Raw genomic sequence first — 19,027 nt, 5'->3', positions numbered from 1 at the left:
GGCTCGATGCCCGCCCCAGGCGCCTGCGTTTTTCCGCTCAGAACAGCCCTTCGATCTGACCGGCCTCATTCAGCATGATCGACTCCGCCGACGGGACCCGGGGCAAACCCGGCATGGTCATGATCTCACCACAGATCACCACCACAAACCCCGCCCCCGCGCTCAGCCGCACCTCGCGAACGGGCAAGGAATGCCCCGTCGGTGCGCCGCGCAGGTTCGGATCAGTCGAAAAACTGTACTGCGTTTTGGCCATGCAAATCGGCAGGTGTCCATACCCCTGCTCTTCCCACTGGCGAAGCTGGTCGCGGATTTTCTTTTCGGCCAGAACCTCGTCCGCGTGATAGATGCGCTTGGCGATGGTTTCGATCTTTTCCATCAGGCTCAGATCATCAGGATAGAGCGGCGCGAATTGCGACTCGCCGCTTTCGGCGATTTCGGCAACCCGCGTGGCCAGTTCTGCCGTGCCTTCGCTGCCCAGTTCCCAGTGGCGGCACAAGATCGCTTCGGACCCCTGGGTTTCCACATAGGCTTTGACCGCTTCGACTTCGGCTTCGGTGTCCGTGACGAAGTAGTTGATCGCAACCACCACCGGCACGCCAAACGACTTGAGGTTGCCAATGTGACGTCCCAGGTTTGCACAGCCCGCCTGAACCGCCTCGACATTCTCGGCTCCGAGGTCGGCCTTGGCCACGCCACCATTCATCTTCATCGCCCGCACGGTTGCCACCAGCACCACGCAGTCGGGCGCCAGACCCGCCTTGCGGCATTTGATGTTCATGAATTTCTCAGCGCCCAAATCAGCGCCGAACCCCGCCTCGGTCACCACGTAATCGGCCAGTTTAAGGGCCGTCGTGGTGGCAATCACGCTGTTACAGCCGTGGGCGATGTTCGCAAACGGTCCACCATGCACAAAGGCCGGGTTGTTTTCCAATGTCTGCACCAGGTTCGGCTGCATTGCATCCTTGAGTAGAACGGTCATCGCGCCGTCCGCCTTGATGTCACGCGCATAGATCGGGCTGCGGTCCCGCCGATAGGCCACGATAATATCGCCAAGACGCTTTTGCAGGTCTTCAAGATCAGTGGCTAGACAGAGACAGGCCATCACTTCCGAGGCCACGGTGATGTCGAACCCGGTTTCGCGCGGGAACCCGTTTGACACCCCACCCAGGGATGCCGTGATCTGGCGCAGCGCCCGGTCGTTCATGTCGACAACGCGCCGCCACGTGACGCGGCGCACGTCGATTTCCAGCTCGTTGCCCCAATAGACATGGTTGTCGATCATCGCGCTCAGGAGATTGTGCGCCGAGGTGATAGCGTGGAAATCGCCGGTAAAATGCAGGTTCATTTCCTCCATCGGAACAACCTGCGCGTAGCCGCCACCCGCAGCGCCGCCTTTCATGCCAAAACACGGACCCAGGCTGGCCTCGCGGATACAGATGGCAGCTTTTTTCCCGATCCGATTCAGTCCATCGCCCAACCCGACCGTCGTGGTGGTTTTCCCCTCGCCCGCGGGCGTCGGGTTGATCGCGGTCACCAGAATCAGCTTGCCATTCGGGCGATCCTGGACCGAGTTGATGAAATCCTGGCTGACCTTGGCCTTGTCATGGCCATAGGGCAGCAGGTGATCATTGCCGATCCCCAGCTTTGCACCAATTTCCTGAATCGGCTTTTTCTTTGCCTCGCGGGCAATTTCGATATCGGTTTTATAGCTCATACGCCCGATCCTGACCTTTTTCCCTGCTGTATCGGCGAGACGCGCCGAAACTGCTTCAGCCATACAACCAGGGCAATCCCGTCAGCGGTGGATTTCCGACATTTTCACAACATGAAACGGCGCGGTTCGTGTTCCACGTTTCTGATTGGAAACGAATCCGAAGTCAGGGCGCCCAGACGCGCTGATCGGGAACGAACAAAGTGAGCCGATCGCCAACAGCGACCTTGCCCGGCCGTTCGACCCAGGCGGTCACGCCACGGCGGTCTGTTGCGGCCGTTTTGAACCCGGTGCCGTGCCCGGATTGCTCGGCTTCGATCTCGCGGCCCGGCAGGACGCAAGGCCGGTTTTCCATGTCTACTGTCAGGGTCAGGCCCGAGGGCGCCTGCAACCGCGACGACGGCGGCACATGGGTGAAATCAGGAATTCCCCGCAGGATCATCGACGCGCCCAGCAGCCCCGGGTCCAGATCGTCCAAATTTATGTCCGCGGCGATGCCGGCCAGTTCCTCGGCCGACAGAATAGTCAACTGGCGGACGTTTCGAATGATCGTGCCCTTGGGGTAGAGATTCGCCACCCGCACGCAGGACGGGCGCTCAGTTCCCGCATGTCTGGCGCCCTCATCCCCGGCCAGTGTCAGATCCAGATAATCGACCGCATGGGCGCGCAGGGAGTCGATCTGCCCGGGAACGTGACCCAGCCAGACAACCTCACCCACAAATTCCGTTTGCTCCAAGGTCGGCATCGCAAATGTCCCTGCTGTTTGTGTTGACCGATCCAAGCCAGATGTCCCGGTCGAGTCCAGCGCAAATAAAAACGGCCGGGGTCATCCCCGGCCGCATTTGGTTTCCGATAATCGTCAGGCCGACGGTTCCGGCTCCATCCCGCCCTCGGCGGGTGGGGTTTTCTTGGGCTTGGTCTTTGGAATGGCCGTCACGCTGGGTGCGCTGCCGGTATCCGAACTGTCATCGCTGTCCTCATCGACATGAGGCGGCTCACCCCGGATAACGCGCTGAATTTCTTCACCCGTCAGAGTTTCGTATTCCAACAGTCCCTGTGCCAGACGCTCAAATTCTTCATTCTTGTCCTGAATGATCTTGAACGCGGTGGCATAACCTTCGTCGATGATCCGCTTAACCTCGGATTCGATCAACTCCTTGGTCGCCGCCGAGACCGAGAACCCGCCGGCGCCACCGTTGGCCTGATAGCCAGCCGCCGCCTCCTGGTAATCGATGTTGCCGACCTTGTCGGACATGCCATAGCGCATGACCATCGAACGGGCCAAGGCCGAGGCTTGCTGAATGTCACCAACAGGGCCGGACGACACGCTTTCTGCGCCGTATTTCAGGATTTCGGCCGCCTTGCCCGCCATGGTCATGGCGATACGCTGTTCGGCTTCGTCCTTGAACATCTGCAGACGGTCCATTTCGGGCAGGCTCATCACCATGCCCAATGCACCGCCACGCGGAATGATCGTGGCCTTATAGACCGGGTCACACTTGGGCAGGTTGATCCCCACAATCGCGTGGCCCGCTTCGTGATAGGCGGTCTTTTCCTTCTGGTCCTGTGTCAACACCATGCTGCGACGCTCGGCGCCCATCATGATCTTGTCCTTGGCCATCTCGAAATCGTCCATCGCGACCGAACGGCGACCCAGACGCGCGGCGGTCAGCGCCGCCTCGTTCACGAGGTTGGCCAGGTCGGCCCCGGAAAAGCCCGGCGTGCCGCGCGCAATCACACGCAGATCCACGTCGGACGCCAGCGGAGTCTTGCGGGCATGGACGCCCAGAATTTTCTCGCGGCCCTTGATGTCGGGGTTTGCAACGGTGACCTGACGGTCAAACCGACCCGGACGCAGCAACGCGGGGTCCAGAACATCCTTGCGGTTCGTGGCCGCGATGATGATGACGCCTTCGTTGGCCTCAAACCCGTCCATTTCGACCAGCAACTGGTTCAGCGTCTGTTCGCGTTCGTCATTACCGCCGCCATACCCGGCGCCACGATGACGGCCCACGGCGTCGATTTCGTCGATAAAGACGATGCAAGGCGCGTTTTTCTTGGCTTGTTCAAACATGTCGCGCACACGCGATGCACCGACACCCACAAACATTTCGACAAAGTCAGACCCGGAAATGGTAAAGAACGGCACACCGGCCTCGCCCGCGATGGCGCGGGCCAGCAGCGTCTTACCTGTCCCCGGAGGGCCCTCAAGCAGCGCACCTTTCGGAATCTTGCCGCCCAGGCGCGAGAATTTCTGCGGATTGCGCAGGAATTCAACGATCTCTTCCAGCTCTTCCTTGGCCTCATCGATACCCGCGACATCGTCAAACGTAACGCGCCCGTGTTTTTCGGTCAGCATCTTGGCCTTGGATTTGCCAAACCCCATGGCGCCGCCCTTACCGCCGCCCTGCATCCGGTTCATGAAATAAACCCAGACACCGATCAGCAACAGGAATGGCAGCAGCGTGAACATCAGGGACTGGAACAACGATTGCTGCTGTTTTTCCGCCCGGATCGGAATGTTGTTGTCGATCAGCATTCCGGTGACTTCGGCGTCTTCCGGTTTGATCGTTACATAGTCCTGACCGTCCGAACGACGGAACCGAATTTGCTCACCATCCAGCGTTGCTTGCGAAACTTCGCCACCTTTGACCGCAGTCACAAACTCGGAATAGGTGATTTCGCGACTCTGCATGGTTCCGCCCGAGCCGCTGAACAGATTGAACAGCGCAAGGATCAGCAAAAACAGAACGACCCAGAACGCGATGTTGCGTGCATTGCCCAAGGGAGATCTCCTAATTTCATGGGACCAGGCAGCTGGCCCCTTGCTTCCCTATTAAAATAGAGAGGAAATGGTCAGGTTCAATGCGATAATAGCGCCGCGAAAAAAGACTCTTCGCCGCCAGCCAGTTCCGCATGCCATTCTCCGGGCTCGCCCGCCATCGGAGCGGCAATCAATTCATCGCCCAGCCACACCGAAGGTGAGGCCATAATTGCCGCGTGGGGGCGCCCCGTTTCGCGCCAGTTCTCGCAGAATGCGAGCCCCCGCCGCCCCAGCGGGCGAACCTCGTAATCCGCGCTCATGTCCTCGGCCGTCAGATGCCACCGCTTGTCCCAGATATCTGAAACCGGGACGATTTCATTGCGCACCGCGTTATATTCCCGGCAAATCCAGATCTTGCGCCCGTGTCGCAAAACGCGGCACCCCCCCAAGGTCGCCGACCTGACCGGGCCCCGCCGGACAAGCTCCATCACGTCCATCAACGGCGCGCGTCGCGGCGGATAGAGAGATCCGCTGACCCATGTGATAGCCCGCACCAGAAGGCGGCGGGCGATTTCATCGGGAAGCGTGCGAAACTGGCGCAAATCCAGAACAACATCACCGCCCACGATCTCTGCAATGTCGCGCGCGGCCAGAAAACTGTACCAATCCAGCGCCTCGCGCGCCTGCGCCAGGTTTTGCGCAACCGCGGCAAGCCCGGTAACCGTCACCCCCAGATCGTCCAGACACTCCAGCGCCTGGCGCGCCTTGACCCGGTCAAACCGGATATCCTGGTTCGAGGGGTCCTCCAGCCAGGGAATGTCGTGGCGCCTCAGAAAACCGCGAAGCTCTTCGCGCGTCAGGTATAACATCGGCCGAATGACCGTGATGCCATTCATCGTGCGTTTGAACGGGATCCCGGCCAACCCGTCAACGCCAGCCGAGCGGGCCAGCCGCATCAGCACGGTTTCCGCCTGATCATCGGCGGTATGGCCTAGCGCCAGCACGCTGATTCCGCAGGACTTGCACCAGTCGCTCAGCAATTCGTACCGCGCGCGGCGCGCCTGGTCCTGCAGATTTCCGGTCCCATCCCAATTGCGCCAGCGCAAAATAGAATGGGTCACCCCCAAGCTTTCAGAGATGTCTCGCACCTGCGCCGCTTCGTCTGCCGATTCAGGGCGCAGGCCGTGATCGACAGTCGCGGCGAACAATTGCGTTGTTTGCGGGTCGAACAACTGGTGAAGGACATGAAGCAGGGCAATTGAATCCCCGCCGCCGGATACTGCTACGCCAATACGCTCGGGCGGCGACGCGTGGAACTGCGCCCGGACGGTTGACAGAATATGAGCATCCTGCTCGTTCAAGAGCAGCCCAGTTTGACCATTTCCTCGCGGGCGTTCTGAACGGCTGCGTCGTCCGGAAAACGAACGCCGACCTCACCCAGGGTGACACAGGCCTGTTGCGTTTGTCCCAGCCGGCCCAACGCCGACCCCAGTTCAAACAGCGCCGCAGGGGCCACCGGACCGTTGGCGTCGCTTGAGAAACTGGCCAGATAGGCGCGCGCGGCTTCGCGCGTGTCGCCCAGATTGTCCAGCGCCTTGCCCCGGTTCAGGTCCGCCTCGGCAGCCAGCGGGCTGCCCGGATAGGATTGATTGAACCCGGCAAACAATTCAGCCGCCTTTTGAAAACTACCCTCCGACAGGGCCGCGACCGCAGCATCGTAATCGGCCTTTTCGCCCACGGCCATTTCAACAGTGGGTATTGTCGGTGCTGGCGTCTCGGCAACGCCCGCCCCGGCGGGAAGGGCCTCGACCCCGCCCAACGTGGTCGTTTCGCCCAGCTTGCTCAGGTCGCCGCCTTCCAGTTCCACCAGACGAAACTCAAGATCGCCGATCCGGTTGGTGCCATCCGTCACGATACGGTTGACCCGGTTGTCCAGACGCTCGGTCTGGGCGGTCAGGCGCTGCAGTTCGGATTCCATCGCCGCCACGCGGTCGAGCACGCTGGAGCCCGCCACATCGACCGAAGGGGCGCCGGTTGTTGACAGTTCCCGCTTCAGCTTTTGAATTTCGACGTAAAGAACCGTCAACTCCTGACGGACATCCGCCAAAGTCTGCTGATCCTGGGCAACCGCCGGAGCGGCCCCCAGTCCCAATGGCACCAAAAGCGCAAAAACTGCAAACCGCATCATGTTAACTTGTCACCCCACCAGACAGGACCGTGACCGCACGCCGGTTCTTGGCATAGCAGGCCTCTTCGCTGCAAATCTCGATCGGGCGTTCCTTGCCATAGCTGACCACCTTCAGCCGGTTGCCGGCGACACCGCGCGAAATCAGATATTCCCGCGCCGCATTTGCGCGCCGGGCGCCCAGGGCAAGGTTGTATTCCCGCGTGCCCTGTTCATCGGCGTGACCTTCGATCACGGCGATATAATCGGTGTTGGTCGACAACCACTTGGCCTGCCCGTCCAGAACGCCCTGCGCCTGCGCGCTCAGAGTCGACTGGTCGACCTGGAACAGAACCCGGTCGCCAATGGTCTGGCTGAAATAGGCCGGTGATCTGGGATCATTTGCGGACCCGGGCACAATCGCGCCCGCAGTGCCCGCGCCGGTTCCGGCCGCGCCGGAATCGGCAAGACGGCTTGGATCTGTACATGCCGCCATGATCAACATGGAACCGATCGTCAGAAATTTGGTCAGGGTGCTCATCCCGATGCCTCGCATTTTTGCTTTTACTTACTTTATTAGTACCACAGTCGCATGCCTATGTGAACGCGACGCTTGTCGGCCCTTTTCCGATCATTTCTGCAACGGCGACCAAGACGGGTCAGATGCCCCGTCCGGCGTGCTGACCGGGCGAAGATTGCGCCCGGTAATATCCACCGAATAGAGCGAGGACCGCCCCTGTGCGCCTTGGGTTTCCCGCGCAAACATGATCACCCGGCCATTTGGCGACCATGTTGGCCCTTCATCCAGGAACGATGCGGTCAACAGGCGCTCTTCGCTGCCGTCCACACGCATCACGCCGATGTGAAAGCGTCCCTTGCTCTGTTTGGTAAAGGCGATCAGATCGCCACGCGGCGACCAGACCGGCGTGCCATAGCGGCCATCTTCGGCAAAACTGATCCGGCGCGCTTCGCCGCCGCCCGCCGACATGACATAGAGTTGCTGTGTTCCCGACCGGTCGCTTTCGAACACGATCTGGCTGCCATCCGGTGAATAGCTGGGCGCCGTTTCGATCGAGGGCGCGCTGGTCAGCCGGGTGCGGCGGCCTGTTCCGATGGACAGGGTATAGATGTCGGTATTTCCGCCTTCCGTCAGCGAAAACACCACCGTTTGCCCGTCCGGCGAAAACCGCGGCGCAAAGCTCATGGTGCCTTCCTGCTGTTCCAGCACGCGGCGCTCGACCTTGCCCACGTCCAGGACGTAAATGCGCGGAAAGCCGCTTTCGTAACTGGTGTACAACACCCGGTCGCCGGTTGGCGAAAACCGGGGCGCCAGGACAATGGCGGCGCTGTCGGTCAGATACTGAACATTGGCCCCGTCATAATCCATGATCGCCAGCCGTTTGAGGCGCTGATCCTTGGGGCCGCTTTCGGACACGAACACCACCCTGCTGTCGAAATAACCGCCTTCGCCCGTGATCCGGCTGTAAACGGAATCGGCGACCTTGTGTGCCATGCGGCGCCACCCGGCCGGCGAGCCCGAAAATTGCAGCCCGTTGCCCAGTTCAGCGCCGGAAAACACGTCATAGACCCGGAATTGAACGGTCAGCACGTTGCCCGCGACATTGACCGACCCCGTAATCAGGGCTTGAGCGTTGATCGCCTTCCAATCGGCATACTGGACCGGTGCACCGAAATCGGTGATCTGGCTGATAAAGGCGCTGGCGGGAATTTCCCGAAACAAACCCGTTCCGGACAGATCCGATGCGATGACGCGGGACAGTTGTTGCGCGACTTCGGCCGCGGCTGGACCCGCCGGAACCATGTCCGGGACCGCAAAGGTCAGCGGTTCGATCACCCCTTCGGTGATCTCGATCCTAAGCGGGCGATCCTGCGCCGCCAAAGGCGCAGCAATCAACGTGGTCGCAATACAAAGGCTCAGCAGATATCGCATCATTTGATCCGCATCCTTTCGGGATTGAATGTCATTTCAATGTCGCGCCAATGGGCGTATTTTTCGGCTGGCAGGTCAAACCCTTTGCTGCCACATCGGATGATTGCGCGGCGCGCCGCCTCGAATGCCTGTTTCGCCGCCGTTCCGTCGCCGCCCGAGTTGGACAGCATGCGGATCGAACCGACATCGGGCTTGCCGTCCTGGGCCATGGAGACCTTGACGACCACGGTTGTCGCCAGCGCCGACGAAGACAAGGCCCCGACGTTCCAGCAGCGCGACACAGACACGCGCAATGCGTCCTTTTCCCCGGCCGACAAGGGTGGACCCGCAGGGGCGGCATCGGGGGCATCCGTCCCGCCCAGCGCTTCGGCCAGCGCATTGCGCACGGCATCGGTCGTGTCTTTGGGTTGCGGGGCCGGGTCCGATTTGGGCTCGCTCGCCACCGCCGGAGTCGGCGCGGGGCGTTTGGGCCGGGCCGAGGGCGGACGCACCGACCGTGTAGGGGCCAAAACGGCAACTTCCTGCGTTTCGGGAACGATCCGATCGCTTGCTTCTTCCGGCGCGGTGGCTTCCTGCGGCTCCTGAGGGGTCTGGGCACCGTCATCCGGCGCGACCTCGGCCTTGGTCTCCTTATCCGGGCGCGCTTCGGGGGGCGGCGGCGCGACGACCTCGGGGGCAACCCGATCCGATGGCTTGGGCTGCGCATCGGTCTTGGGCTCTTCGATTATGCTTACCTGCTCTTGCTCCGGTTCCGGCGCGGGCGGCGCTTCGCTGACGTCCACATCGGGCGGCGGTGCAGGCGCTTCGGGGGCCTCCTGCGGGGCCGGCGGCTCGGGCGGTTGCGGTGTTTCGGGTTCCGGCGCGGGTTCGACGACAGGCGTCTGTTCGGGCTCTTGCGGCGCTTGCGGCACCTCGGGCGCGGGGGCGACAGCCGGCGGGCGCGCCGGTGCGGTCAGCGCGGCGTATTCCTCGGCGCTTATGACGGACACTTCGGCCACTTCAAACGGCAGTGGATCGGAGGAGAATGCCCCACCGAACACGGCCCAGCCGATCAGCACCAAATGCGCGATGCCCGAAATTTTTGTGCCGGTCTGCAAAGCGCAGCCTCACCTATCCACTGAACTGTCCAGCGTCGGCCCGCCGATATCCGTCACCAGACCCACATTGGAAAACCCGCCCGCGTTCAACGCGCCCATGACCTGCATCACCTGCTCATAGGGGATCGACCCATCAGCTCGCAGGAACACACGGTCGCTTTCACGCTCGGCGGCGATGGCGCGCAGCTTGGCCACCAGTTGATCGCGCGGCGTGTCGGTGGTTTGAATCTGCACCGATCCATCGGCCGTAATCGTCACCGTCAGCGGCTCTTCCTGATCTCCGGGCAGCGCATTGGCCGCTGTTTTCGGCAGTTCGACCGGAACACCGACCGTCAGCAAGGGGGCCGCAACCATGAAGATGATCAACAGCACCAGCATCACGTCCACAAAGGGGGTGACGTTGATTTCGGCCATAGGCCGCGCGCGACTGCGCCCGCGTCTGCGCCGCTTGTTACCGCCGTCCGATTGCTGAATCGCCGCGCCCATGATCAGGCGTCCAACTGGCGCGACAGGATCGTCGCGAACTCATCGGCGAACGCCTCGTAGCCACCGACGATGTAGTCACTGTCTGCGCTCAGCTTGTTATAGAAGATCACTGCCGGGATCGCTGCCAGAAGGCCCAGACCGGTCGCCAGAAGCGCCTCGGCAATGCCCGGCGCCACGACCGCCAGATTGGTGTTCTGCTGTTCCGCGATTTCGATGAAGGCGTTCATGATGCCCCAGACGGTCCCGAACAGACCGACAAAGGGGGCCGTTGATCCGATCGTTGCAAGAATTGTCAGACCTTGCTGAAGGCTTTCGGCCTCTTTGCTGATCGCCACGTCCATGCTGCGATCGATCCGGGCCTGCGCCCCGGCGATCAACCCGCCATCATCGCGATGCGACCGGCGCCATTCGGTCATGCCGGCAGCAAAGATTTTTTCCGAATTTCCGTCCGGTTGCGCGCCGATCTGCTCATAGAGCCCATCCAGCGGCTCACCGGACCAGAACGCGCGGTCAAAAATGCCTGCCTCGCGGCGGGCGGACCGGTAGAGGATGTGTTTCTGGATGATGATCGCCCAGGACCATACTGAAGCAAGAACCAGCATCACGATCACCAGTTTAACGGTAAGGGTGGCGCGCGCGAAAAGCGCCCACATGGAGAAATCAATCTCCTGCGCCAGCGCAAGGGTCTCTGTTTCCATCTGCCTGCTCTTCAATTACGGCCGTTTTTTCGGCCTTGTTGGGCGCAAGTTAGCTTAGATTGATGGGGATTGCCAACAGAACCGCGCTCACAACATCGTTTGTTACATCAATGCGCGAATCTCCGCTGGAAGCCGCACGGGCCGTCCACTCGCATTCATGCACACCGCCGTGACTCGGGCGGTGAAAATGACCTGATCGCCCCGTTTCACGACCTGGTCCATGACCAGCTTGGAATTGCTGACCGAGGCCAAGGTGGTTTCGACCATCAATTCGTCCTCGAACCGGGCGGCCGCCAAATATTCGGCCGCAATGCTGCGCACGACCCAGACAATGCCCTGATCGCGCATGGCATTCTGATCGTTTCCCAACTGGCGCACCCATTCGCTGCGGGCCCGTTCAATAAACCGCAGATAATTGGCGTGATAAACGACACCTCCCATATCCGTGTCTTCGTAATAGACACGGACCGGAAAGCGATGAATGATCGGTTCTGCGGTGGGTTCAGACATGCGGCACAGCTAACCGACGTCTGAATGAAAGCGCAACCCGCCTCAGGTCACGCGGTATTGGCCGTGATCCGTGCAAAAAGGCGCAGCGCGACCGAAGGATCCTCGGACGCCACCGGCAACACCTTGTCATATGCCGCGCGTATGACGTCGCCGATATCAGGGCGCAAGATGGTCGTCCCGTGCGCAATGGCCAGAGGCGAGGTTTGGGCAAAGGCGCGGTCGGACCAGACCAGCATGACCTGCACCACCTGCCCCAGCGCCAGTGTTTCGGCAGGCATGGCCGACAGCTGGTCATCCATCCGCAGGAACACGAAGGCCGCCTTGATCGCGCCCTGCGCATCAAAGCGGAACACGCGATATTGGTTAGCGCCTGATGCATCCAGCTTGGGCACAAGGGTGGCCAGTTCGGGCAGCAACCGGTCAAGGTCGGGCACCTCCAACAGTTCCGACCAGTCGCGGAAAAAGAACACCATGCAATTGCTGCCCAGTTCCGGATCGGTTTCCGCCATCTGATGCCCGGCCAGAACGGTCATGGCCTCGAACGCGCCCTTTACGACTGACAGGGTTTCATCCTCGACCCCGAAAACGATTGGCGCAATCGGGCGTCCCCAGCGCGCGAAACGGAACGCGCCGTTTTCGCCGGTGAACAGCGTTTCAATATCTTCAGGTGTCATATTGCCTCGCGGGTGTTGGCCAGAACCGTGCGCGCCACGCCATAAATGGCAGCTGTCTCGGGTTCAACCGAACAAGTCGTTTTGCCCCTTGGGCGCGGGCAGACCCAGATGATCCCACGCCTTTTGCGCCAGCATTCGGCCCCGCGGAGTGCGCTGAATCAGTCCCTGTTGCAGAAGGAAAGGTTCAATCACCTCCTCCAAGGCATCGCGGCTTTCGCTCAGCGCCGCTGACAGGGTTTCGATGCCCACCGGCCCACCGGCATAGTTTTCGGCAATCAGGCGCAGATAGCGTCGATCGGCACCGTCCAGCCCCAGATGATCGACACCCAGACGGGTCAGCGCATTATCGGCCAGCGCCTGGCTGATCGTGCCATCCCCCTCGACCACTGCAAAATCCACGACACGGCGCAACAGACGCCCGGCAATCCGGGGGGTGCCCCGCGCCCGGCGCGCAATTTCGCGGGCGCCAGCATCATCCGCCGGGGCGCCCAACAGGCGTGCGTTGCGCGTGACGATTTCGTGCAATTCATCGACCGTATAGAACTGAAGCCGCGTCGGAATGCCGAACCGGTCACGCAGCGGTGTGGTCAGCAATCCCATCCGCGTCGTGGCCCCGACCAGCGTAAAGGGCTGCAATTCAATGCGCACGGTCCGCGCGGCGGGTCCTTCGCCAATGACCAGATCCAGTTCGAAATCTTCCAGTGCGGGATAAAGCACCTCTTCGACCGCCGGGTTCAGGCGATGGATTTCGTCGATGAACAGAACGTCGCGCGCCTCGAGATTGGTCAGGATCGCCGCCAGATCCCCTGCCTTGGCCAGAACCGGCCCCGAGGTCATGCGGAAATTCACCCCCAGTTCACGCGCCATGATCTGCGCCAGCGTGGTTTTTCCCAATCCCGGCGGCCCGTGAAACAGCGTGTGATCCATCGCCTCGCCCCGCTGGCGCGCCGACTGGATGAAAATCTTGAGATTTGCGCGGGCCTCGGCCTGACCGATGAAATCATCCAGTACCTGGGGCCGCAATGCCCGGTCGTTATCTTCGGGCAACGGGGTGGGGCGCAGGGTTGGATCAGCTTCCATCATGTCATCTCATCTGCACATTGACCCGGGCGTTTCCGGACCAACCCGCTTATCCTTTCGGCGCCAACAGTTTCAAGGCAGCGCGGATCAGTTCCGCCTCGCCGGCCTCGGGCATCGACCCGGCGGCCTCGGCCACGGCTGACGCCGCCTCACCCGGAGCATAACCCAGATTGGACAGCGCCGACAGCGCATCCGCCTGGGCGGAGCGCGCAGGCGCCGGGGCGGGCGTGGCAGGTTTGACGGTTTCGATCACATCATCATCCGCTTCGGCCCCGGCCTGCGATCCGGCGGGCATCGCCGCCCCGCCTGTCATGGCCATCACGCCGGGTGCCTTTTCTTTCAGGTCCAGAACGACGCGCTGCGCGGTCTTGTTCCCGACCCCCTTGGCCATCTTGATCGCGTTCCAGTCGCCCAATGCAATGGCCCGGCCGACCCCGTCCGGACCCAGCGCACCCAGAATGGCCAGTGACACCTTGGCGCCGACGCCCTGAACGCTCATCAGCAGGCGATGCCATTCCTTTTCAACAAGGGTTTGAAACCCGAACAGCTGCAAAAGGTCCTCGCGCACCACGAGGTCGGTATAAAGCGACACCGCCTCGCCCACACCCGGAAGGGCGGCGAGGGTGCGTTCCGAGCAATAGACCAGATACCCGACACCACGCACGTCGATCAGAACATGATCGCTGGTCCGGTAGTCGAGCCGTCCGCTCAGCCTCCCGATCATGCCCGCACCTCGCGCAGGGCGACATTGGCGGCCTCGCCACCGTAATGGGCATGACATATCGCGATGGCCAGCGCATCCGCCGCATCCGGCCCTGCCGGATCGCAGCCGGGCAATTGCAGCCGCACCATATGCAGGATTTGCCCTTTGTCCGCATGACCGACACCGACGACCGTCTTTTTTACCCGGTTCGGCGCGTATTCCCCAATTGGCAGCCCGGCTTGCGCCGGAACCAGCATCGCGATCCCGCGCGCCTGACCCAGTTTCAGGGTCCCGGCCCCATCCTTGTTGACAAATGTCTGCTCAACTGCGGCTTGGTCCGGCATGTATGTCTCCAGCACCTCGGTCAGCTGACGGTGCAGCGACAACAGGCGCACCCCAAGGTCGGTCCCTTCCGAGCGGCACAGACCATTGGCAACATGGCTGAGGCGCGACCCGACCGAGTCGATCACCCCCCACCCCAAGGTTCGCAACCCCGGATCAATGCCCAAAATTCGCATGTACTGCCCGGCCCTCGCCAGAATTGTTGCTTTTTTGGTGCACTAGCACGAAACGCGAACATGGTCCAAGCCTTTTGGCGGTTTGACCAAAAACGACCCCGCTGCCGGGCAAAACGACGACAGGTCCGAAAGCGACATTGTGATGCTCCAAAAGCGACATGAATTCAGGCTAATTTTAGCCATATATATCATGGGGTTGCCGCAATTGCTGCTATGCAGAAAATGCATAGGAAATATGCATTTTGCACCGCTTGCGCCGGGCGATTCCCCAGCCTATCTGCCCTCGACAAACATGTGGAATCGCACCCCCAATCGAAAGGACAAGGATATGGCTGCATTTGACACTTCCCGCACCACCTATGGCGCACGGAGCCTGACCGGCCGTATCGGCGGCATGCTGGCATCGGTTTACGCTGCAATCGTCGTTTGGAATGACACCCGCGCCACCCGCAACGCGCTGTCTGGCCTGACCGACCGTGAACTGGAAGATATCGGACTGATCCGTGGCGATATCGATGCGGTTGCTCAGTGTAATTCCCGCATCTGAGCATTCACGACGCGGAAACAGAAAAACGCCGTGTGACCCCAGTCACACGGCGTTTTCCTTGAGATCCCCGGCCCCGTCTGTTGTAGCTGACAAGACGGACCCAGTGGTTGAGAGATCAGTGAAGAAGCGGTCGCAGTTTCTGCGACACCAATTCCGACAACGGGTCGATCTGCATTGCAAAGGCTCCTGCCTTTTCAACAAAGGTACCCGATTCCAGACGGCTGATGCGCTCACCATATCCTTCTGCGCCCAGGTTCGCGATCAGGAACCCCTTGAACAACAGAAAGGCGGCAAGAAAAATCAGAACCGAGCGGCCGGATATCCGCGACGCACGGCGCGGTTTCGCGACAATCAACCCGTCAGGCTGCATACGCATGGTATAACCATTGCTCATAGCACGATGTTTCCGCATCAGGCGGCGCAACCTCGTCTCGAACTCCAGATGGTTAGACACCATGTCTACCTCCAATAAGCTGGCCCCCACCAGCAGATAAATATTGGTAAAAAGCGATTGTGGCAAAAGTTGGGCACACGCCGCAAATCCAACCCAATCATGCCGCCTTCCGAACCAACAAAGTCATCCAGTCACCAATCCGATCTTTGGACACAAGATTGGCGCCGGATCGTGCATAATGCGCAGCAACATCGTCCGCCTGCTCAACAAGGATGCCGGATAGAATCGCATATCCACCGGGGCGCAGATGCGCCACGACGTCCGGCGCCAGCGCAATCAGCGGCCCCTTCAGGATATTGGCAAACACCAGATCATAGGGCGCGGCATCTTTCAGCGCGTCATGGTCAAACCCGGCCGCACGCAGGCAGGTGACCTGGCCGGCCATGTCATTGGCCTTCAGGTTGGCTTCGGCCACATCCACGGCAACCTGATCGATGTCGCTGGCCAGAATGGTCTGACCGGGCCAGACCCGGGCCGCCGCCATCGCCAGAACGGCCGTGCCGCACCCGATATCCGCCACACGTTCGGCGGTGAACCCCTCGGCAATCAGCTGATCCAGTGCTTTCAGGCATCCCAGCGTGGTGCCGTGATGCCCCGTGCCAAAGGCCATGGCCGCCTCGATCAACAAGGGCACGGCATCCGGCGGAACCTTGTCCGCATCGTGGCTCCCATAAACAAAGAACCGCCCCGCATGAACCGGCGACAATTCACGACGCACATGGGCGACCCAATCGGTTTCCGGCACTTCGGACACGACAAACGGGTTCGCCTCAAAGGCCACGGCCAAGAGGGCCAGACCGGCCTCGTCCGGGGCTTCGGTGAAATATCCCCCGACCTCCCACAGGCCGGAGTCGTCCTCGACCTCGAACACTCCGATGCCCGTGGGTTCCGGCTCAAGCCGCTCAAGGGCGTCGCCCAGCGCTTCGGCCGGGGCCTTGCCTTTGAGGGTGGTGAGTGCGGTGAATGTCGGCATTAGCGTCTCCTGTACCGGTCGGCGTTCGCGTAAGGCCGCGGCGGCGCAAGGTCAAGCGGCGGCAGTTGCTGGCGGCTGAGGCCCTGAACATAGGACCAGCCCCACAGCGCCGCGATCGTCCCGACAATCGCACTTGCCGCCGCCTGGGCGTAGATCACACCTGTTGCGCCGAATACACCCGCCAGCCACAAGGCCAGCGGCAAGGTCAATATCCCGTCGCGTATCCAGTTGCTGAGCGTCGAGCGCCCCGGTTTACCCAAGGCATTGAAGGCCGCGTTCGACACGAAGAGCGCCGTGGCAAACACGAACCCGCCCGCCCCAACGGTCGCAAAGGCATGCACAACCTGCCCACCCAGCGCGGTCAGCTCGAACCCGGCCACGATCATCGGACTGGCTGAATAGAGCACCAGCCAGGTCACCGTCGTGTATCCCAGACCAAACAGGATCGCATCGCGATAAGTGCTCCTAAGCCGGTCATAGCGCCGCGCGCCATAGTTCTGGCCGAAGATGCCGCCAATCGCCCCGGCAAGGGAAAAGATGCCGCCAAACGCAACCACCGTCATGCGCCCGACCACCGCCCAGCCGGCAACCGCATCATCGCCGAATTGCGCCATGACGCTGGTCATCAGGTAATTCCCCACAGGCGTCGCCATCTGCGTCAGAATGGCCGGCAGCGCGATGATCAGATAGGGGCGCAGCGTGTCGCGCACCGTCGTCCAGCGCGGCAGGGTCAGCATGTCATATTTCCCAACCGCGAAGCGCAGCGCCATGAACAGCATTACGATGCGCGACAGGTTCAGGCCAATCGCCGCGCCGTCCAGACCCAGCCCCAAGCCATAGATCATCAGCGGGTCCACGATCATCGATATGGACCCCGACGTCAGGGTGACAAACATCGCACGGGCGCCATCGCCCTGCGCGCGCAATGTCCCGCTGCCGATCATGCCGACGGCCATGATCGGCAGGGATGGCACCGTCAGCGCCAGATACCGCGCCGCCAGCGCGGCCGACTCGCCACTGGCCCCCGACATTGCCACAAGGTCATGACGGAACAAGACGATCAGAGCGGCCATGATGGCCTGAAATGCAAAGGCAATCGTGACGGCCCCTGTGGCGTTCTGCCGGGCAAGCGCCCGATCATCCGCGCCGATTGCCCGTGACACCAGCGCCGTTGCCGCCACCATGAGACCGATACCGGCCGACACCGAAAAGAACTGGATCGCAAAGGCATACCCGATCGCCGCCACAAGGCGCGGATCGCCCAGCTGAGAAATCCAGAACAGGTTCGCGGCATCGACCAGAAAGACAAAGGTGATCCCCATGGCACCGGTCAGGGTCATTCTGACCACATGCCCCATGGTCGATCCGCTCAGAAACCGCCCCTGTTCCGAGCCGCCAGGGGTCATTCGGCGGGCGCAGCTATGAAACGCGAAAAAACGGTTTCGTTGCCCGGTTCGGGGTGCCGCGGGATCATCAGCGCCAGCGTCAGGGACACCAACGCCATGCAAGAGGCCAGCGCAAAGACCGCCGCCGGAGAGACAACCCAAAGCAACCCCAGGAGAACCGGCAGAAACACCGCCGCGATATGGTTGATGGTAAAGGCCACAGCCGCCGTCGGGGCGATATCACCCGGATCGGCGATCTTTTGAAAATAGGTCTTGAGCGCCAGCGCGAGGGCAAACAGGATATGGTCGATCACGTAAAGAACCGCCGCCAAAGTCACCCCCCAGCCGAACCAATAGACCCCTCCGTAGGCCGAAAACACGAGCGCTAGACCGATGTATTCGAAAATCAGCGTCCTGCGTTCACCGAACGTGCCGACAAACCGGCCCAGCAACGGGGCCGCGACCATGTTGATGATCAGGTTGATCAGGTAAAGCGCGGTCAGTTCATGCACGTCGAACCCGAAGCGTTCGACCATCATGAACCCAGCAAACACCATGAAAATTTGGCGCCGCGCGCCCGACATGAATTGCAGCGCGTAATACAGCCAGTACCGGCGGCGCAGGATCATCTTTTTGACCTGCGGATGCGGGGCCTCGAATTGCGGATAGGCGATCAGGCAGAACACCGCCATGCCCGCCGTGACGCCCCCGGCCAGCATGAACACGAGATTATAGCTCAGATTGAGCGGTTCCCACATCAGGACAATCAGCACGAAAACCACCAGCGTGCTGGCCGATCCTGCAGCCATCAGCCAGCCCAGAACCTGTGGTGCGCGCCCCTTGGGCAGCCACTGCAGCTGCAAGGACTGGTTGACCGTTTCGTAATAGTGAAAGCCGATCGAACTGAGCAGTGTCAGAACAAGAAGCCCGCCAAGTGACGGAAACCACGCGGTAAAGGCCGTCGCGACCCCCAACATGCACAGCGACACCAGCCCCAGGATCTGTTCGCGCACGAACATGATGATTGCAATCACCCCGACGGCCAGAAACCCGGGGATTTCGCGCACCGTGTGCAACAACCCGATATCGGCCCCGTCAAAGCCGGCCGCTTCGATCACGAAATTATTCAGCAGGGCATACCAGGCGTAAAACGCCACGGGCATCGACAGCGCCATGACGAACAACAAGGTGACCGGCCGCCGCCAGAATGGCAATTCGGCCGCGTTTCCTATGGGGAAAATCTTGCTCATGAAACGGACATACGCCGGTTGCGCGCAGTTGGCGAGACCAAAGCAAAGCGCGCAGATCTGAT

At 61.2% G+C, this 19,027-nt stretch carries 20 protein-coding genes; 1 reads left to right on the top strand and 19 read right to left on the bottom strand.

Features of this window, described 5'->3' with window-relative positions; all coding sequences use genetic code 11:
- Positions 1-37 precede the first annotated feature (37 nt).
- From ACXYMO_RS10595 to ruvC, 15 genes are all read right to left on the bottom strand, one after another.
- On the bottom strand, positions 38-1,714 hold the full coding sequence (locus ACXYMO_RS10595; RefSeq protein WP_458878661.1) for a formate--tetrahydrofolate ligase: 1,677 nt from the start codon (positions 1,712-1,714) through the stop codon (positions 38-40).
- A gap of 163 nt (positions 1,715-1,877) precedes the next feature.
- Positions 1,878-2,456, bottom strand: coding sequence for an MOSC domain-containing protein (locus ACXYMO_RS10590; protein WP_458878660.1), 579 nt, complete (start codon positions 2,454-2,456; stop codon positions 1,878-1,880).
- Positions 2,457-2,570: 114 nt separating this feature from the next.
- Entirely contained in the window at positions 2,571-4,496 is a 1,926-nt protein-coding gene (ftsH, locus tag ACXYMO_RS10585; protein WP_458878659.1) for an ATP-dependent zinc metalloprotease FtsH, read from the bottom strand.
- A 77-nt stretch (positions 4,497-4,573) separates the two neighbouring features.
- Positions 4,574-5,836 (bottom strand): tRNA lysidine(34) synthetase TilS, encoded by a 1,263-nt coding sequence (gene tilS, locus ACXYMO_RS10580; RefSeq protein ID WP_458878658.1) that lies wholly within the window; start codon positions 5,834-5,836, stop codon positions 4,574-4,576.
- Positions 5,833-6,660, bottom strand: a complete 828-nt coding sequence (gene ybgF / locus ACXYMO_RS10575) for a tol-pal system protein YbgF (protein ID WP_458879079.1) — start codon at positions 6,658-6,660, stop codon at positions 5,833-5,835. Before ybgF ends, tilS begins: the two co-directional genes overlap by 4 nt.
- A 4-nt stretch (positions 6,661-6,664) precedes the next feature.
- Positions 6,665-7,180, bottom strand: a complete 516-nt coding sequence (pal, locus tag ACXYMO_RS10570; protein WP_458878657.1) for a peptidoglycan-associated lipoprotein Pal — start codon at positions 7,178-7,180, stop codon at positions 6,665-6,667.
- 90 nt (positions 7,181-7,270) lie between these two features.
- Complete coding sequence (gene tolB, locus ACXYMO_RS10565; RefSeq protein WP_458878656.1) at positions 7,271-8,593, bottom strand: Tol-Pal system beta propeller repeat protein TolB; 1,323 nt, start codon at positions 8,591-8,593, stop codon at positions 7,271-7,273.
- Positions 8,590-9,687: an energy transducer TonB gene (locus ACXYMO_RS10560; protein ID WP_458878655.1), complete on the bottom strand. Its 1,098-nt coding sequence runs from the start codon at positions 9,685-9,687 to the stop codon at positions 8,590-8,592. Before ACXYMO_RS10560 ends, tolB begins: the two co-directional genes overlap by 4 nt.
- Before the next feature lie 9 nt (positions 9,688-9,696).
- Complete coding sequence (gene tolR / locus ACXYMO_RS10555; protein ID WP_458878654.1) at positions 9,697-10,173, bottom strand: protein TolR; 477 nt, start codon at positions 10,171-10,173, stop codon at positions 9,697-9,699.
- A 2-nt stretch (positions 10,174-10,175) separates the two neighbouring features.
- Complete coding sequence (tolQ, locus tag ACXYMO_RS10550; RefSeq protein ID WP_458878653.1) at positions 10,176-10,871, bottom strand: protein TolQ; 696 nt, start codon at positions 10,869-10,871, stop codon at positions 10,176-10,178.
- A 102-nt stretch (positions 10,872-10,973) separates the two neighbouring features.
- Complete coding sequence (ybgC, locus tag ACXYMO_RS10545) at positions 10,974-11,357, bottom strand: tol-pal system-associated acyl-CoA thioesterase (RefSeq protein ID WP_458879078.1); 384 nt, start codon at positions 11,355-11,357, stop codon at positions 10,974-10,976.
- 71 nt (positions 11,358-11,428) lie between these two features.
- Positions 11,429-12,055, bottom strand: a complete 627-nt coding sequence (locus tag ACXYMO_RS10540) for a hypothetical protein (RefSeq protein WP_458878652.1) — start codon at positions 12,053-12,055, stop codon at positions 11,429-11,431.
- Between the two features lie 63 nt (positions 12,056-12,118).
- The gene (gene ruvB, locus ACXYMO_RS10535) at positions 12,119-13,138 is read right to left on the bottom strand and encodes a Holliday junction branch migration DNA helicase RuvB (protein ID WP_458878651.1); all 1,020 of its coding nucleotides are present in this window, start codon (positions 13,136-13,138) and stop codon (positions 12,119-12,121) included.
- Positions 13,139-13,184: 46 nt separating this feature from the next.
- On the bottom strand, positions 13,185-13,859 hold the full coding sequence (ruvA, locus tag ACXYMO_RS10530) for a Holliday junction branch migration protein RuvA (RefSeq protein ID WP_458878650.1): 675 nt from the start codon (positions 13,857-13,859) through the stop codon (positions 13,185-13,187).
- The gene (gene ruvC / locus ACXYMO_RS10525) at positions 13,856-14,356 is read right to left on the bottom strand and encodes a crossover junction endodeoxyribonuclease RuvC (RefSeq protein WP_458878649.1); all 501 of its coding nucleotides are present in this window, start codon (positions 14,354-14,356) and stop codon (positions 13,856-13,858) included. The genes ruvA and ruvC overlap by 4 nt, the downstream gene beginning before the upstream one ends.
- An 82-nt stretch (positions 14,357-14,438) precedes the next feature.
- On the opposite strand from ruvC, the gene ACXYMO_RS10520 reads away from it, so the two are divergent.
- The gene (locus ACXYMO_RS10520; protein ID WP_458878648.1) at positions 14,439-14,903 is read left to right on the top strand and encodes a DUF1127 domain-containing protein; all 465 of its coding nucleotides are present in this window, start codon (positions 14,439-14,441) and stop codon (positions 14,901-14,903) included.
- 115 nt (positions 14,904-15,018) lie between these two features.
- Here ACXYMO_RS10520 and ACXYMO_RS10515 read toward each other — a convergent pair whose 3' ends face one another.
- From ACXYMO_RS10515 to ACXYMO_RS10500, 4 genes are read right to left on the bottom strand one after another with little or no spacing between them, the layout of a single operon-like run.
- Positions 15,019-15,423: a hypothetical protein gene (locus ACXYMO_RS10515; protein WP_458878647.1), complete on the bottom strand. Its 405-nt coding sequence runs from the start codon at positions 15,421-15,423 to the stop codon at positions 15,019-15,021.
- Between the two features lie 31 nt (positions 15,424-15,454).
- Positions 15,455-16,330: a 50S ribosomal protein L11 methyltransferase gene (locus ACXYMO_RS10510; RefSeq protein ID WP_458878646.1), complete on the bottom strand. Its 876-nt coding sequence runs from the start codon at positions 16,328-16,330 to the stop codon at positions 15,455-15,457.
- Complete coding sequence (locus ACXYMO_RS10505; protein WP_458878645.1) at positions 16,330-17,736, bottom strand: MATE family efflux transporter; 1,407 nt, start codon at positions 17,734-17,736, stop codon at positions 16,330-16,332. Before ACXYMO_RS10505 ends, ACXYMO_RS10510 begins: the two co-directional genes overlap by 1 nt.
- Positions 17,733-18,965 (bottom strand): MFS transporter, encoded by a 1,233-nt coding sequence (locus ACXYMO_RS10500; RefSeq protein WP_458878644.1) that lies wholly within the window; start codon positions 18,963-18,965, stop codon positions 17,733-17,735. The genes ACXYMO_RS10505 and ACXYMO_RS10500 overlap by 4 nt, the downstream gene beginning before the upstream one ends.
- Positions 18,966-19,027: the final 62 nt, after the last annotated feature.

It is taken from the genome of Arenibacterium sp. CAU 1754, from assembly GCF_054482635.1.
The sequence above is the reverse complement of the archived record's forward strand: the minus strand, read 5'-3'. Positions and strand labels throughout refer to the sequence as shown.